Here is a 15594-nt window from a genome sequence, read left to right as displayed (position 1 = left end):
TCAGGGCAGGGCGTTGGCGCGGGCGACCCCGCCGTACCAGCGGGCGCTGGGCTTGGGGGTGCGGGCGAACGTCTCGGGGTCCCAGCTCACGAGCCCGAAGGTGGGCCGGTACCCCGAGGCCCACTCGTAGTTGTCCAGCAGGCTCCAGTGCAGGTAGCCCCGCACGTCGATCCCCCCGGCCAGGCAGTCGTGGACCCCTTCCAGCGCGGCGCGGGTGTAGGCGGTCCGCCGGGTGTCGTCGGCGGTGGCGATCCCGTTCTCGGTGACCAGCAGCGGCACCCCGCCGGTCAGTTCCCACGCCGAGCGCAGGCCGTCGGCCGCGGCGGCGGGGTAGAACTCCCAGCCGGTCAGGGTGGTCTCGACGTCCTCGCGCACGGGCAACGGGCCGTCGGGGCCGATGAACGTGCGGGTGTACGCCTGGACGCCGAGGAAGTCGTTGCCCTTCGCCGCCTCCAGGTACCAGTCGTCGCGGGGGTGGCCGTACTCGGCGAGCCGGTCGTCGGCGCCGGGTTCGCCGGTGCTCGCGAACGCCTGCGTCGCCACCGTCCACCCGGACTTGACCCCCCGGACCTGGGAGAGCACGTCGCGGGCGCGTTCGTGCGCGGCCAGGAGCTGGTCGGCGACGTGCAGGTCGGGGTTCGGCAGCCCGTGCGCGACGAGGTTGGAGGCGTCCTCCCCGCCGGCCAGCATCGCGGCGATGTTCGGCTCGTTGACGGTGCAGACCCACTCGACGTCGCGGACGACGGGCAGGGCGGCCTCGACGTAGCGGCCGAAGCGGTCGGCGGCGTCGTCGGCCCGCCAGAACCCGTCGCGCTCGAACCAGCGGGGCACCGTGAAGTGCAGCAGCGTCACGACGGGTTCGACGCCGAACTCCCGGCAGGTGTCGACCATCCGCCGGTAGTGGTCGACCGCGGCGCGGGAGAAGAACCCGCGCTCGGGTTCGACGCGCGCCCACTCGACGCTGAACCGGTAGGAGTTCAGCCCGAGGTCGGCCAGGACGCGGACGTCCTCGCGGTAGCGGTGGTAGCTGTCGGCGGCGTCCCCGGACGGTTCCACGATCCCCCAGGCCGCGGCCAGGGCGGGGTCGTGCTCGTGGACCCACCAGTTGCTGCCGACGTTGCCGCCCTCGACCTGGTGGGCGGCGGTGGCCGCTCCCCAGAGGAACCCGTCGGGGAAGGTCCGCATGGTGGTGCTCCTATCGCGTGCGTGCGGGGTTCGGGACGGCGTCGAGCAGGGACACCGTGTAGGGGTCGGTGGGGTGCTGCAGGACCTGCGCGGTCGGGCCGCGCTCGACGACGCGCCCGGCGTGCAGCACGAGGACCTCGTCGGTGATGAGGCGGGCGCTGAGCAGGTCGTGGGTGATGTAGAGCAGGGAGACGCCGAGGCGGGCGCGCAGGTCCTCCAGCAGGGCCAGGACCCCGGCGCGCAGCGTCACGTCCAGCATCGAGACGGGTTCGTCGGCGACGATGACCTGCGGTTCGCAGGCCAGCGCGCGGGCGATGACGACCCGCTGCCGCTGGCCGCCGGAGAGCTGGTGCGGCAGTTTCTGCGCGAACTGCGAGGTGGGGGTGAGCCCGACGGTCTCCAGCAGCTCGTGGACCCGCCGGGTCGCCTGCGCCCCCTTCAGGCCGGTGTGGTTCACGACGGGCCGGGTGAGGGCGTACTCGACGGTGTGCAGCGGGTTCAGCGCGGCGTAGGGGTCCTGGAACACCATCTGCACGTCCCGGTGCAGCCGCTTGAGCTCGCGCCGCTTCAGCCGGCCGACGTCGAGGTCGCCGAACCGGACGGACCCGGCGGTGGGGGCCTCGATGCCGGTGATCATCCGGGCGATGGTCGACTTCCCGGACCCGCTCTGGCCGACCAGGGCCAGCGACGCGCCGGGTTCGAGGGTGAAGGAGACGTCGCGGACGGCGTGGACCTCCTCCTCCCCGCGCCGCGGCGGGGGGTACGTCTTGGACACGGCCTCGACGACGACCGGGGTGCCGCCGGCCGGGGGCGCCGGGCGGGGCCGCAGCGACCGGTCCTCGAACCCGGGCAGCGAGACGACCTCGGCGCGCGGGTCGGCGTAGTGGCTCAGCAAGTGCCGGGTGTAGTCGTCGCGCGGGTCGGTGTGGATCTGCCGGGAGGTCCCGTCCTCCACGATCCGGCCCTCGTGCATGACCAGGACGCGCTCGGTGGCCTCCAGGACGATCCCGAGGTCGTGGCTGATGAGGACGGCGGTGAACCCCTCGGTGCGCTGGAGGTCGACGATCGTGTCCATGACGGCGTGCTGGACGAGCACGTCGAGCGCGGTCGTCGGTTCGTCGAACACCACCAGCTGCGGGTCGAGGGAGAGGGCCAGCGCGATGGAGACGCGCTGGCGCATCCCGCCGGACAGTTCCCCGGGGAACCGGGCCAGGACGCCGGGGTCGAGCTCGACCTTGGCCAGCAGCTCGGTCGACCGGTCGTGCCAGCGGGCCCGCTCGACGTGGCCGTGGGCGCGGTAGATGTCGGTGAAGTGGTCCCGGACGCGGCGCACCGGGTTCAGCGCGTTCATGCCCGACTGCAGGACCATCGCGAACCCGCCGCGGCGCTGCCGGCGCAGGGCCTCGTCGTCGAGGTCGCGGATGTCGTGCCCGCCGAAGAGGATCTGCCCGCCGTTGGTGCGGGCCGGGGGTTTCTGCAGACGCGTGACGGCGTACCCGAGGGTCGACTTGCCCGACCCCGACTCCCCCACCAGGCCGACGAACTCGCCGCGGCGCAGCCCGAAGGAGACGTGGTCGACGGCCTGGACGGGGCGGTGCCCGCTGGACTCGTAGACGACGGAGAGGTCGCGGACCTCGAGCAGGTCCTCCTCGACGACGGTCGGGGCGCTCACGCGGGACGACGCGGTGGTCATCGGTTCTTCCCTCCACGCAGCCGGGGGTTGCTCACGGCGTCGACGCCGAAGTTGACGAGCGTCAGGCTCATCGCCAGCAGGGCGATGCACAGGCCGGGGGCGAACAGCAGCGCCCACTGCCCGGTGAGCAGGGCGCTGGAGTTCTGGGCCCAGTAGATGATCGTCCCCCAGCTGACGACGGAGGTGTCGCCGAGGCCGAGGAACTCCAGGCCCGCCTCGGCCAGGATCGCCGAGGTCGCGGCGCCGAAGAAGCTCCCGACGATGAGCGAGGTCATGTTCGGCAGGATCTCCCGGAACACGATCCGCGGGGCGCTGTCGCCGGAGAACCGGGCCGCCTCGACGAAGTCGCGGGACCGCAGCGACCGGGTCTGCGAGCGCAGGACGCGCGCACCCCAGGCCCAGCCGGTGACGACGATGACGGCGATGATGACGCCGATCCCGCCGTTCTGCAGGTACGCCGCGATGACGATCATGAAGGGCAGGCCGGGGATGACCAGGAACAGGTTGACGACGAAGCCGATGACCTCGGCGGCCCAGCCGCGGGTGTAGCCCCAGGACAGGCCGACGAGGACGGCGACGACCGTGGCGAGCAGGCCGGCGCTGAACCCGACGAGGACGCTGACGCGGGCGCCGTGGATGAGCTGGGACAGGACGTCCTCGCCCGCGGCGGTGGTGCCCAGCCAGTGCGCCGCGCTGACGTCCTGGCTGCGCTCGAAGGTGTTCGTCTCGGCCCCGTACGGCGCCAGCAGCGGTGCGAGCAGGGCCACGAGGAGGAAGAACCCGAGGACGACGATCCCCACCCGGGCCTTGCCGTCGGACCAGATCGTCAGGAAGATCCGGCCCGCGGCGCGCCACGCGCTGGGGCCGCGCTGCACGGAGGGCTCTGCGGCGGTGCTTCCGGTGGTGGTCGTCATCGGGCTCACTTCCGGGTCCGCGGGTCGAGGAGGCCGTAGAGCACGTCGACGAGGAAGTTCGCGACGAGCACGCTGACGGTGATCATGAGGAACAGCGCCTGCATGAGCGGGTAGTCCTGGCCGATGACGGCGTTGAACAGCAGGTACCCGATGCCGGGGTAGCCGAAGACCTGCTCGACGAGCACCGAGCCGCCGACGACGCCGCCGAGGGACAGCCCGAAACCGGTGAGGTTGGGCAGGATCGCGTTGCGCGCGGCGTAGCGGACCGCGACGGTGCGCCCGCGCAGGCCGTTGGCCTCGGCGAAGGTCACGTAGTCGTCGCCCAGGGTGTTGATCATGGCGTTGCGCATGCCGAGGATCCACCCGCCCAGGGAGGTCAGCAGGATCGTCAGGGCCGGCAGGGCCGCGTGCGCGACCGCGTCGCCGAGGAAGTCGAGGCTGAACCCGGGGGTCGTGGTGGCCGAGTAGGCCCCCGTCGTGGGGAACCAGTGCAGGACGTACCCGAGGAAGAACAACAGCAGCAGGGCGGTCCAGAAGTACGGGAACGTCGACAGGAAGCTGCCGGTCAGGGTGGGCAGCGCGTCGAGCCAGGTGCCGCGCTTCCAGGCCGACGCGACGCCGACGAGGGTGCCGAGCAGGAAGGCCAGGACCGTGACGATCCCGACGAGCAGCAGGGTGTACGGCAGCGCCCGGGCGACCATCGAGGCGACGGTCTGCGGGTAGAAGGTGTAGGAGACGCCGAAGTCGAGGGTCACGACCTGCCGGAGGTACGACCCGTACTGGGCGAGGAGGTTGCCGTCGGGGACGCCGAGCTGGGCCTCGATGGCGGCCTTCGTGGCCGGGCTCACCGGCCCGTTCTGCGACAGCTTCGCCACCGCGGCGTCGGCCGGGGTGCCCGGCATGAGCCGCGGCAGGACGAAGTTGACGGTGACGGCGGCCCACAGCGTGAGGACGAACAGGCCGAGCCTGCCGAGCAGGTAGCGGCCGGGGAGGGGACCCCGGGACCGGGCCGCGGGGCGCGCGGGGGTTTCGAGGACGCTCACGCGGCGCCTCCGGCCAGCTTCAGCCGGGTGAAGATCCCCAGCGGCGCCGAGTCGTAGTTCTGCGGGGCCATGTACGGGTCGTCCTCGGTGGGCCACCCGACGAACTTCGCGTCGTTGTACAGCCCCCAGGACCCGCCGTGGTACAGGCCGATCACCGGGAGCTTGTCGTAGACCTGCTGCTGCAGCGCCCGCGCGACGGCGAGCTGCCGCGCCGGGTCGGTGGTGGACTTGAACTGCGCCAGCAGGTCGTCGACCTCGGGGTCGGAGAACCGCTCGTAGTTGGCCGCGGTGGTCTTGCCCACGTCGACCTTGAAGTCGCTGGACATGAGGTCGTTGAACGCGCGGAACACGTCACCGCCGCCCATGCCGCCGATGGCGGCCTCGAACTCCCCGTTGGCGATGGCCGACTGGTAGCCGGCGGGCTGGGGCAGGTTCATCGTCACCTCGACGCCGATCTCGCCGAGCTGGCGCTGGACCTCCTGGGCGGCCTTGGTCCAGTCGGAGTACCCGTTGGCCGACGTCAGCGCGAAGGAGAACTGCTCCCCGGCGGCGTCGACGAGCCGGCCGTCGCGCTGGGTGTACCCGGCGCGGGCGAACGCGGCGAGCGCGGCGTCGACGTCCTGCGCGACCCGCCCCTCGTCGGGGATGTCCGGGTTCAGCCAGTCCTGCTGGTTCGGCAGCATGAGGCCGGTCTGCCCGGCGGGGTCCATGTACCCCTCGCTGGCGACCTCGGCGATGCGCGCGCGGTCCAGGGCGAGGGAGAGCCCCCGGCGAACGTCGACGTCGTCGAAGGGGGCGACGGTGTGGTTCGGCATGAGCGCGATGATCCCGGCGGCCGGGAACCAGAACTTGTTGTGCGGGCTGGCCGCGCCCCACGTCCCCTCGACGTCGGAGATGAACGAGTAGCTCCAGTCGTACCCGCGGGTCACGGTGTCGAGCTGGGAGTTCGTGCCCGGCAGGATCAGGTGGGCGATCTCGACCTCCTCGGCCTGCCAGTAGTCCTCGTTGCGGTCCATCGAGTACTGCTGGTCGGTGTAGTTGCCGAGCACGAAGGGCCCGGTGCCCACGGGGTCCTCGTTGCGGAACGTCGTGGGGTCGGCCACCTGCGACCACAGGTGCTGCGGGACGACGTACGTGACGCCGAGGACCGCGAGCGCGGGGACGTCGTCGGTCTGCAGGTGGAAGACGACGTGGTCGCCGGAGACCTCCACGGACTCCAGGTGCTGCCAGGCGCCCTTGAGGTCGAGCGCGGCGTGCTCCCGGATCAGGTCGAAGGTGAACTTCACGTCGTCGGCGGTGAACGGTTCCCCGTCGCTCCAGGTCGCCTGCCGGACGGTCACGTCGACGGTGCGGGGGTCGGGCAGTTCCCAGGACCGCGCGAGCCACGGGATCTGCTCGCCGTCGAGGGGGTTGATCAGGATCAGCGGTTCGTAGATCCACGTCGAGGCGGTCCGCTTGTTGGTGAGGAAGGGGTTGAAGTTCCGGTCGAACAGGGGGTTGCCCTTGTCCGCGTTGATGAGCATGGTGTCCCGCCCGATCGTCGGATCGGGTTGGCTGCGCACCTGCACGCTGCACCCGCCGAGCCCTGCGCCCACGAGGGCGGCGGCTCCACCGAACCCCGCGAGCACTCCCCGGCGACCCATCGCCGGTCCCTGCCGAAGCGTCATCGCTCGACCTCCACGTTCGTCGTGGAGATCAGCGTATGCGCTTACATCCCGGTGTCAACCGGCGGGCAGCTCTCCCGCAGCAGCACCTCGACCGGGAGCCGGGCCACCAGCCGCGGCGCCTGCGGCGCGGCGAGGCGGTCCACCACGGCCCGCACCGCGGCCCGGCCCAGGTCCGCCATCGGCTGGGCGACCGTCGTGATCGGCGGGTCGCTGAAGCGCGCCCCGTCGACCCCGTCGAACCCGGTGACGTAGACGTCGCCGGGCACCGACAGCCCCGCCGCCCGGACCGCGTCCAGCGCACCCAGGGCCGACTGGTCGTTGCCGCAGACCAGCGCCCGCGGCACCCGCTGCACCAGCAGCCCCGACACCGCCTCGAACGCGCGGTCGCGCCGGAAGTCCCCCCGCACCTGCGGCACCGGCGGCAGACCCGCGTCCGCCAGCGCCGCGGCCAGCCCGAGCTGGCGCTCGGCGTCGTCCGGGGAGTCCGGCGGGCCCGCGACGTACACCACGTCCCGCACCCCCAGCCCGCCGACGACGTGCGCCACCAGCGCCCGCATCCCCGCGGCGTTGTCGGCGCTGACGTGGTCGAAGGCGTCCCCGCGCTCACCCGGGTGGGTCGCGTCGGCCAGGACGACCACCGGGATCCGGCGGGCCACGTGGGCCAGCAGGTCGTCGGAGACCGTGCGGGCCACCACGGCCAGCCCGTCGACCCGGCCGGCGACGTCGTTGACGATGACGTCGCGCGCCGGCCCGCGCCCGGCGGCGACCATCAGCGCGAACCCGCGCCGCCACGCCTCGACCTCGGCCCCGCGCAGCACCTCGTCGAAGTACAGGTTCGGGGTGCTCGGCCCCGCGCCGCGCCGGCGGTCGTCGACGACCCGCACCCCGCCCTCGGCCACCAGCGACGGACGGTCGTCCTCCTCCAGCCCGTCGTGGCCCGGGAAGCACAGGCCGATGACCCCGGTGCGGTTGCCCGCCAGCGCCCGGGCGTTGCCCGACGGGACGTACCCCAGGGCCCGGACGGCGTCCAGGACCCGCTCCCGGGTGGCCTCCCGGACCGCGTCCGGGGTGCGCAGCACCCGCGAGACCGTCGCGATCGACACGCCCGCGCGGTCGGCGACGTCGTAGACGGTCGGGGTCCTCGGCGCCTGCGGCCGGGTCGGGTGGCGGGCCATTCCCCCACGTCTCCTGCTCTGCTGCGGTTCGGCTGCTCGACCGTCGATGCTACGACGGGCCCGGCGGGGACCCTCCCGGTTGCGCGCGCGGTGACCTGGCAGTTCCCTCGACGCATGCCCGGTCCAGCGCGTTCCCGAGCCAGTTCCGAGGTCCGCTCCCACGTCCGGCGCGGGGAGGCCTTCGCGCAGGCCCACGAGCACGGCCTGAAGAAGGTCGGCCGGGCCGGGGTGGCCGCCGACGGCGTCGTCCACCTGCTCATCGCCTGGCTCGCCGCCCAGGTCGCCCTCGGCGGGTCCGGCGGCTCGGCCGACTCCGGCGGCGCGCTGGGGCAGGTCGCGGCCCAGCCGTTCGGCGCCGTCCTGCTCTGGGTGCTCGCCCTCGGGCTCGCCGCCCTGGCGGCCTGGCAGGTCGTCGTGGCCGTCACCGGCGGCAAGACCTCCCACCGCCTCAGCGCGGCCGTCAAGGCCGTCGTCGCGCTCGCCCTGGTGGTCTCCTGCGTGCGGTTCGCCACCGGGGGCGGGTCGTCGCCGGGCGCCCAGCAGCAGACGCTGACCCAGCGCGTCCTGGAGGCCCCCGGCGGGGCCGTCCTCGTCGTCCTGGCCGGGCTCGTGGTCGCCGGCGTCGGGGTCGGGCTGGTCGTCCGGGGCGTCCGGAAGGACTTCGAGGAGAAGGTCGAGGGGTCGCTGTCGCGCCCGCTGACGGCCCTGGGGGTGGCCGGCTGGGTCGCGCGCGGTGTCGCCTTCGCCGTGCTCGGCGCCCTGGTCGTGGTGTCCGCCACGGGCGACACCGGCAAGTCCCGCGGTCTGGACGCGGCGTTCCGCGAGATCGCCGCCCAGCCGTTCGGGGTGGTGCTGCTCCTGCTGGTCGCCCTCGGCCTGGCCGCCTACGGGGTGTTCCAGCTCCTCACCGCGCACCGACGCGCCCGGGCCTGACCCGCTCCCGCCTGCGCCCGACCGGGTGATCCGGACCACGACCGCTGCGGGGAACCCATCCACCGGTCGATGGGCTCCGAACTGAGGACGGCCTCACGACGGGGTGCGCGCAGCGCCCGCACCGCGCCCCCGTCGGCCGTCGAGTCGTCGGTCAGGAAGCAGGAGCCCCGTGTCGCGCAAGCCCATCACCCCCGCGGACATCCGCGACCACGTGCTGCGCCTGGGCGAGAAGCACCCGCCGATCCCGCTGGAGTCGGTCGACCGCACGGTGAAGGACCCGCGCGGCCTGCGCGAGCGCTTCGGCCACGTCATCGACTACCTCGCCCGCGTCGAGCTGGAGGTCGACCGCAACGTCCTGGAGCTGCTGACGCTGCTGCCGGACGTCTCCGAGACCGACCGCCTCTTCTACGCCGACGTGTGGCAGCCGCAGGAGATCCAGCACGGCCTGATCCTCGACCGGCTCCAGCAGGACGTCGACCTCGCCCCGGCCGACCCGAACACCGACGACGTCAGCGCCCGGATCCGCCTCCTGGGGTCGCTGGCCCACCTGCGCCCGGTGCAGGAGGTCGCGCGGCTGCTCTACTACCTGACCGGCGCCGCGACCGAGAAGGCCGCCGTCGTCGCCTACAACCTGCTCGTCGACGGTCTCGACGAGATGGGCGAGGACGCCGTCTCGCGCACGATCGTGCAGCCCATCCGCCGCCAGGAACCGGGGCACTTCGCCTTCTACCGCCTCTCGGCGACCGAGATGATCCAGCAGGACGTGCTCGCGCCGTGGCAGCTGCGGCTGGCCCGGGTGCTGCGCCGCAAGTCCTTCACCCCCGTCGGCGCGCACACCCCGGCCCAGCGCGCCCAGTTCGGCGCCGTCCTCACGACGCTGGGGCTGGCCGACCGCGTCGAGGACTTCGGGGCCCAGATCGGGCTCGTCGAGCGCGAGCTGCTGTGGGCCCGGCACCAGGGGATGCGGGTGCCCGACCACGTCCTGGCCGCGCTGCGCGACACCCTGGAGCAGTTCCGCGCCCAGCCGCACCCGGCCGCCGCCTGAGCCCACCCGAGCCCACCGCCCGAGCCCACCGGCGGGGCCCGCAGTAGCGTCAGCACGTGCCGCTGACCGACCTGCCGCTGGACTCGCTGCGCTCCTGCACCGGCGAGGTCGCCGAACCCGCCGACCTCGACGCGTTCTGGGCCGGCAGCCTCGCCCTCGCCCGCCGCCACGACCTCGCCGTGGAGCTGTCGCCGTACACCGGACCGGCGCTGCCCGCGCTGCGCATCGACGACGTCCGGTTCGCCGGCTGGAACGGCGACCGGATCGCGGCCTGGCTGATCCGCCCCGCCCACCTGCCCGGCCCGCTGCCCGTCCTGGTGGAGTTCATCGGGTACTCCGGGGGACGCGGCCTGCCCGTGGACCGGACCGGCTGGGCGGCAGCCGGTTTCGCCCACCTCGTCGTCGACACCCGCGGTCAGGGCCACGACACCCCCGACCCCGACCCCGACGTCACCGGCGGCCAGTGGGTCGGCGGGTTCATGACGCGGGGCATCGACGACCCGGCCACCCACTACTACCGCCGGGCCCTGGTCGACTGCGCCCGCGCGGTCGACGTCGCGCACGCCCTGCCCTCCCTCGGCGTCGAGGTCGACACCGCGCGCGTCGTCGTGCGCGGCGCCAGCCAGGGCGGGGCGTTCTCCATCGCCGCCGCCGCGCTGTCCGGCGACCGGGTCGCGGCCGCGCTCGTCGACGTCCCGTTCCTGTGCGACGTCCGCCGCGGCACCCACCTCGCCGGCGACGGCCCCTACCTGGAGGTCGTCACCTACCTGCGCCGGCACTCCCCCGAGAAGGCCGAGCGGGCCTTCACGACCCTGTCCTACGTCGACGGGGTGAACCTCGCCGCCCGCGCGCGGGTCCCCGCGCTGTTCAGCGTCGCGCTCATGGACCCGGTGTGCCCGCCCTCGACGGTGTTCGCGGCCTACAACCGCTGGGGCCACGACGACCGCGAGATCGACGTGTGGGAGTTCGCCGACCACGCCGGCGGCGCCGGGCACCAGACGCAGCGGCAGCTGCGGTTCCTCGACCGGCGGGGCCTGCGGTGACCCCCGCCGACGACGAGGCCGACCCCTGGTCGCTGTCGATGGTCGCCCGCGTCGAGCGCGACCCCGCCCCCACCCGCACCGACACCCTGGTCGCGGCCGCGCGCGCGGTCGTCCTGCTGCTGACCGACCCCCGCGTCACCGACCCCGACGGTGAGCTGCACGAGGCCGTGCGGGCCTGGCGGGACCGGCGGATCCGCAAGATCTGCCGCCGCGCCCGCGGCGCGCAGTGGGACCGGACCGCCGCCCTCCCGCACGCCGAGGCCGTCTGCGGCGACGCCGTCGTGCGCGTGTTCGCCCCGCACCCGCGCGAGGAGGTCCCCGCGCCGCTGCGCCCGCTGCAGGTCGGCGGCCTGGACCTGGCCGACCCGGCGGACCTCGCCGTGCCCGGCCCCGACGGGGTGCTGACGATCCGGCTCGCCCCCGGGGTGACCATGTCCACCGGCAAGGCCGCGGCCCAGGTCGGGCACGCCGCGCAGCTGGCCCTGGAACGGCTGCCGCAGGCCGCCCGCTGGCGCGAGCGGGGCCTGGGGGTGCGCGTCCTCACCGGCGCCCCGGTGCTGCCCGCGCCCGACCGCGTCGACGTCGCCGACGGGGGTTTCACCGAGGTCCGCCCGGGGACCGTCACCGCCAGCGCCGGGTTCGAGGGGACGGTCTGACGTGCCGGTCGAGGGTGCCGCCCTGCGGCGGATGGGTTTCCTGACGATCGGGTCGTTCGACCCGGCCGACCCCCGCCCGGGTCACGAGACGACCCTGCGGGTCGTCGAGCTCGGCGAACGGCTCGGGTTCGACAGCGCCTGGCTGCGGCACCGGCACCTGCAGCCGGGGATCTCCTCCCCCGTCGCCGTCCTGGCCGCGCTCACCCAGCGGACGACGCGGATCCACCTGGGGACGGCCGTCACCCCGCTCGGCTGGGAGAACCCGCTGCGGCTGGCCGAGGACCTCGCGACCGTCGACGTCCTGGCCGGCGGCCGGCTGGAACCGGGCGTCAGCGTCGGGCCCCCGATGCAGTTCGAGCACGTCAAGGCGTCCCTGTACCCCGACACCGCCGACGTGGAGGACTTCAGCTACGAGCGGGTGCTGCGGCTGCACCGGTTCCTGCGCGGGGACGCCGCCAGCGACTTCGCCGGGACCCGGGGCATCGAGGTGTTCTCCGACCGCGTCGAACCGCACTCCCCCGGCCTGGCCGACCGGCTCTGGTACGGCGGGGCGAGCCTGCGCTCGGCGCAGTGGGCCGGGTCGCAGGGCCTGCACCTGCTGGCCTCCAGCGTCGTGCGGGCCGAGGACGGGTCCACCGACTTCGCCGCGATCCAGGCCTCGCACCTGCGGGCCTTCCGCGACCTGCACCCCACCGGGCGCACCTCGCAGGGCCTGGTCGTCATCCCGACCGACTCCGCCACACCCGCGCAGGCCGAGAAGTACCGGGCCTACGTCGAGCACCGCTCCGCGCGGGTCGGGGTCCCGCAGGGCCCGGGCCGGCTGCTGTTCGCGCAGGACTTGCTCGGCCGCTCGGACGAGATCGCCGAACGGCTGTGGGCCGACGCCGGGTTCCAGCTCGTCGAGGAGGTCGTGTTCGCGCTGCCGTTCGGGTTCGACCACGAGGACTACGTGCAGATCCTCACCGACACCGCGGCCCACCTCGGTCCCCGGCTGGGGTGGGCCCCCGCCTCATGACGCCCGCCCCGGGGCGGGGCGCGCGCAGAGGGCGGCGGCCGCGGCGACGACGGCGAGCACGAGGAAACCCCCGCTCAGCGACGTCGCGGCCGCGACCCCGCCGAGCACCACCGGGCTCACGGTCGATCCGATGCCCTTGGCGACCGAGTCGGCGGCCGTGACGCTGCCGCGCAGGTCCGGGTGCCAGCCCACGAGGACCGCGGGGCTGAGCGGCATGAGCACCCCGAGCACCGTCCCGAGCAGCACCAGGGTCACGAGCAGCGCGGACACCGCCCAGGCGCCGGAGAACCCCACGACCACGGCCAGCACCGCGCAGGCCAGCGGCAGCGCCGGGTACGCGCGGCCGAACAGCTGCACGGCGCTGCGCCGCGACAGCGCGAACTGGTTCAGGCCCGCCCCGACGAACACCCCGGCCGGGATCATCACCGACAGCGCGATGCGCTGCGTCAGCGGCGGGGACAGCTCCTCGGCGAGGATCCCGACGGCGTAGTGGGTGGCCTGGATCGCCCAGCCGACCCCGGCCGCCGCCAGCAGGAACCCGGCCGTCCGGGGCACCCGCAGGGCGGTGGCGGCCTCGCGCAGCACCGTGCGCACCCGCACCGCCGCGGACCGGCCGGCCGCGCGGTCCGCGACCGGCGGCAGACGGCGGGCGATGACCGGGGCCAGCACGAGGACGAGCACCCCGTAGCCCACGACGGTCCACGACCACAGGTGCGGCCGCCCCAGCCCCGCGGCGGCCGCCCCGACCCCGAGGCCCACCACCGCCCCCAGGCTCGTGAACGTCTGCAGGCGGGAGAACCCGCGTTCGCGCGCCGTCCCGTCGTCCCGGTTCGCGTCGGCCACGACCACGGAGGCGCACAGCACCAGCGCGCTGTTCGTGACCCCCGACAGCACCCGCGCGGCGAGGATCCCGGCGAACCCCGGTTCGAGCAGCAGCGACGCCGACAGCAGCACGTTGGCGGCGACCGCCACCGGCAGCACGCGGCGGGGGGACACCAGGTCGAACACCGGGCCGAGGACGACCGTGGCGAGCGCGGCGGCCGCCGCGTACGCGCCGACCGTCAGGCCGACCTGGCCGACGCTCAGCCCGAGGCGCTCGCCCAGGACGAGCGAGACGGGGGTGAACCCCAGCTGGGACAACGGGGACAGCGCCACCAGGAAACCCGGGAGCACCCCGAGCCGTGGACGTCCGGGGTTTCGGGCCACGGGCCCGACCCTAGGGTCCGGCCGGTGCCCCCGCGCGGTGGCGCGGAGCACCGGCCTCACTCCTCGGCGTCACTTCTTGGCGTTCTTGTCCTTCGCCTTGTCGCCCGCGGCGTCGGAGGACAGCGCGGCGATGAAGGCCTCCTGGGGCACCTCGACCCGCCCGACCATCTTCATCCGCTTCTTCCCCTCCTTCTGCTTCTCCAGCAGCTTCCGCTTGCGGGTGATGTCACCGCCGTAGCACTTGGCCAGGACGTCCTTGCGGATGGCGCGGACGTTCTCGCGGGCGATGACGCGGGCACCGATGGCGGCCTGGATGGGCACCTCGAACTGCTGGCGCGGGATGAGGTCCTTCAGCTTGCCGGCCATCATCACGCCGTAGCCGTACGCCTTGTCCCGGTGCACGATCTGGCTGAACGCGTCGACCTGCTCGCCCTGCAGCAGCACGTCGACCTTCACCAGGTCGGCGGCCTGGTCGCCGTCCACGTCGTAGTCCAGCGACGCGTACCCGCGGGTGCGCGACTTCAGCTGGTCGAAGAAGTCGAAGACGATCTCGGCCAGCGGCAGCCGGTACCGCATCTCCACGCGGTCCTCGGACAGGTAGTCCATGCCCTGCAGGTCACCGCGGCGCTGCTGGCACAGCTCCATGATGGCGCCGATGAAGTCGGCCGGGGCCAGGATCGTGGCCCGCACGACCGGCTCGCGCACCTCGGCGATCTTGCCCTCGGGGAACTCCGAGGGGTTCGTGACCTCCACGACCCGCTTGTCCTCCAGCGTCACCTCGTACGGCACGCTCGGCGCGGTCGAGATGAGGTCGAGGTTGAACTCGCGCTCCAGGCGCTCGCGGACGATCTCCAGGTGCAGCAGGCCGAGGAAACCGATGCGGAACCCGAAACCGAGCGCCACCGACGTCTCGGGCTCGTAGACCAGCGCGGCGTCGTTCAGCTTGAGCTTGTCGAGCGCGTCGCGCAGCAGCGGGTAGTCCGAGCCGTCGATCGGGTACAACCCGGAGAACACCATCGGCTTGGGGTCCTGGTACCCGCCGAGCGCCGTCGCGGACGGTTTCGCCGCGTTCGTGACGGTGTCGCCGACCTTGGACTGCCGGACGTCCTTCACGCCGGTGATGAGGTACCCCACCTCACCGACGCCCAGGCCCTTCGAGGGGGTCGGCTCGGGCGAGCTGACGCCGATCTCCAGCAGCTCGTGGGTCGCCTTCGTCGACATCATGGCGATGCGCTCGCGGGGCGAGAGCATCCCGTCGACGACCCGGACGTACGTCACCACGCCGCGGTAGGTGTCGTAGACGGAGTCGAAGATCATCGCGCGGGCGGGGGCGTCGGCGTCCCCGACCGGCGCCGGGACCTGCTTGACGATCTCGTCGAGCAGCAGGTCCACCCCGACGCCCGTCTTGCCGGAGACCTTCAGGCAGTCCTCGGGCTGGCAGCCGATGAGCTTGGCCAGTTCCTCGGCGAACTTCTCCGGCTGCGCGGCGGGCAGGTCGATCTTGTTCAGGACCGGGATGATCGTGAGGTCGTTCTCCATGGCGAGGTAGAGGTTCGCCAGGGTCTGGGCCTCGATGCCCTGCGCGGCGTCGACGAGCAGCACCGCTCCCTCGCACGCCGCCAGCGACCGGGAGACCTCGTAGGTGAAGTCGACGTGCCCGGGGGTGTCGATCATGTTGAGGGCGTAGTCCGTGCCGTCCAGGCCCCACGGCATCCGGACGGCCTGCGACTTGATGGTGATGCCGCGCTCGCGCTCGATGTCCATCCGGTCGAGGTACTGCGCGCGCATGGCCCGCTCGTCGACGATGCCGGTCAGCTGCAGCATCCGGTCGGCCAGCGTCGACTTGCCGTGGTCGATGTGGGCGATGATGCAGAAGTTGCGCAGCAGCTCCGGCGCGGTCGCGGCGGGTGCCGGTGCGTCGGCGGCTCTCGGGGACACGGGTGGGGAGCACCTCTCGATCGGTCTGGCGGGCGGTCCCATCGTCGCACGTCCGGGGGCGGCGGCGTCCGGGGACGGAAC

At 73.6% G+C, this 15594-nt stretch carries 13 protein-coding genes; 5 read left to right on the top strand and 8 right to left on the bottom strand.

Annotated elements, in window-relative coordinates:
* The 6 genes from ACRYRX_RS13670 to ACRYRX_RS13645 form a co-directional block, all read right to left on the bottom strand.
* Entirely contained in the window at positions 1–1185 is a 1185-nt protein-coding gene (locus ACRYRX_RS13670) for a glycoside hydrolase family 1 protein (protein ID WP_432512587.1), read from the bottom strand.
* Between the two features lie 10 nt (positions 1186–1195).
* Entirely contained in the window at positions 1196–2878 is a 1683-nt protein-coding gene (locus ACRYRX_RS13665) for an ABC transporter ATP-binding protein (protein ID WP_432512585.1), read from the bottom strand.
* Positions 2875–3792, bottom strand: coding sequence for an ABC transporter permease (locus ACRYRX_RS13660; protein WP_432512584.1), 918 nt, complete (start codon positions 3790–3792; stop codon positions 2875–2877). Before ACRYRX_RS13660 ends, ACRYRX_RS13665 begins: the two co-directional genes overlap by 4 nt.
* Before the next feature lie 5 nt (positions 3793–3797).
* A complete protein-coding gene (locus tag ACRYRX_RS13655) occupies positions 3798–4769 on the bottom strand; it encodes an ABC transporter permease (protein ID WP_432512707.1) in 972 nt (323 codons plus the stop codon).
* Positions 4770–4831: 62 nt separating this feature from the next.
* Complete coding sequence (locus ACRYRX_RS13650) at positions 4832–6358, bottom strand: ABC transporter substrate-binding protein (RefSeq protein WP_432512583.1); 1527 nt, start codon at positions 6356–6358, stop codon at positions 4832–4834.
* A gap of 185 nt (positions 6359–6543) precedes the next feature.
* A complete protein-coding gene (locus ACRYRX_RS13645) occupies positions 6544–7677 on the bottom strand; it encodes a LacI family DNA-binding transcriptional regulator (RefSeq protein WP_432512582.1) in 1134 nt (377 codons plus the stop codon).
* 114 nt (positions 7678–7791) lie between these two features.
* Here ACRYRX_RS13645 and ACRYRX_RS13640 point away from each other — a divergent pair, with 114 nt between their 5' ends.
* From ACRYRX_RS13640 to ACRYRX_RS13620, 5 genes are all read left to right on the top strand, one after another.
* The gene (locus ACRYRX_RS13640) at positions 7792–8610 is read left to right on the top strand and encodes a DUF1206 domain-containing protein (protein WP_432512580.1); all 819 of its coding nucleotides are present in this window, start codon (positions 7792–7794) and stop codon (positions 8608–8610) included.
* A gap of 169 nt (positions 8611–8779) precedes the next feature.
* Positions 8780–9655, top strand: a complete 876-nt coding sequence (locus ACRYRX_RS13635; RefSeq protein ID WP_432512579.1) for a GTP-binding protein LepA — start codon at positions 8780–8782, stop codon at positions 9653–9655.
* A gap of 56 nt (positions 9656–9711) precedes the next feature.
* A complete protein-coding gene (locus tag ACRYRX_RS13630) occupies positions 9712–10698 on the top strand; it encodes an acetylxylan esterase (protein ID WP_432512577.1) in 987 nt (328 codons plus the stop codon).
* The gene (locus ACRYRX_RS13625) at positions 10695–11354 is read left to right on the top strand and encodes a hypothetical protein (RefSeq protein WP_432512576.1); all 660 of its coding nucleotides are present in this window, start codon (positions 10695–10697) and stop codon (positions 11352–11354) included. The genes ACRYRX_RS13630 and ACRYRX_RS13625 overlap by 4 nt, the downstream gene beginning before the upstream one ends.
* Before the next feature lie 31 nt (positions 11355–11385).
* Positions 11386–12369 (top strand): LLM class flavin-dependent oxidoreductase, encoded by a 984-nt coding sequence (locus ACRYRX_RS13620; protein ID WP_432512706.1) that lies wholly within the window; start codon positions 11386–11388, stop codon positions 12367–12369.
* Here ACRYRX_RS13620 and ACRYRX_RS13615 read toward each other — a convergent pair.
* Together ACRYRX_RS13615 and lepA are read right to left on the bottom strand one after the other, a co-directional pair.
* On the bottom strand, positions 12364–13575 hold the full coding sequence (locus ACRYRX_RS13615; protein WP_432512575.1) for an MFS transporter: 1212 nt from the start codon (positions 13573–13575) through the stop codon (positions 12364–12366). The two genes, ACRYRX_RS13620 and ACRYRX_RS13615, sit on opposite strands and share 6 nt — an antisense overlap.
* Positions 13576–13644: 69 nt before the next feature.
* Positions 13645–15555, bottom strand: a complete 1911-nt coding sequence (gene lepA / locus ACRYRX_RS13610; protein ID WP_432512574.1) for a translation elongation factor 4 — start codon at positions 15553–15555, stop codon at positions 13645–13647.
* Positions 15556–15594: the final 39 nt, after the last annotated feature.

It is taken from the genome of Kineococcus lubricus, assembly GCF_050871965.1.
GTDB lineage: Bacteria > Actinomycetota > Actinomycetes > Actinomycetales > Kineococcaceae > Kineococcus.
This window is presented reverse-complemented; position numbering and strand designations above follow the sequence as displayed.

What these genes read in the sequence shown, in the direction of transcription:
- ACRYRX_RS13660 (WP_432512584.1), bottom strand. Translation starts at nt 3,792, where the DNA reads ATGACGACCACCACCGGAAGCACCGCCGCAGAGCCCTCCGTGCAGCGC.
- ACRYRX_RS13670 (WP_432512587.1), bottom strand. Translation starts at nt 1,185, where the DNA reads ATGCGGACCTTCCCCGACGGGTTCCTCTGGGGAGCGGCCACCGCCGCC.
- ACRYRX_RS13620 (WP_432512706.1), top strand. Translation starts at nt 11,386, where the DNA reads ATGGGTTTCCTGACGATCGGGTCGTTCGACCCGGCCGACCCCCGCCCG.
- ACRYRX_RS13645 (WP_432512582.1), bottom strand. Translation starts at nt 7,677, where the DNA reads ATGGCCCGCCACCCGACCCGGCCGCAGGCGCCGAGGACCCCGACCGTC.
- ACRYRX_RS13650 (WP_432512583.1), bottom strand. Translation starts at nt 6,358, where the DNA reads ATGCTCATCAACGCGGACAAGGGCAACCCCCTGTTCGACCGGAACTTC.
- ACRYRX_RS13640 (WP_432512580.1), top strand. Translation starts at nt 7,792, where the DNA reads ATGCCCGGTCCAGCGCGTTCCCGAGCCAGTTCCGAGGTCCGCTCCCAC.
- lepA (WP_432512574.1), bottom strand. Translation starts at nt 15,555, where the DNA reads ATGGGACCGCCCGCCAGACCGATCGAGAGGTGCTCCCCACCCGTGTCC.
- ACRYRX_RS13665 (WP_432512585.1), bottom strand. Translation starts at nt 2,878, where the DNA reads ATGACCACCGCGTCGTCCCGCGTGAGCGCCCCGACCGTCGTCGAGGAG.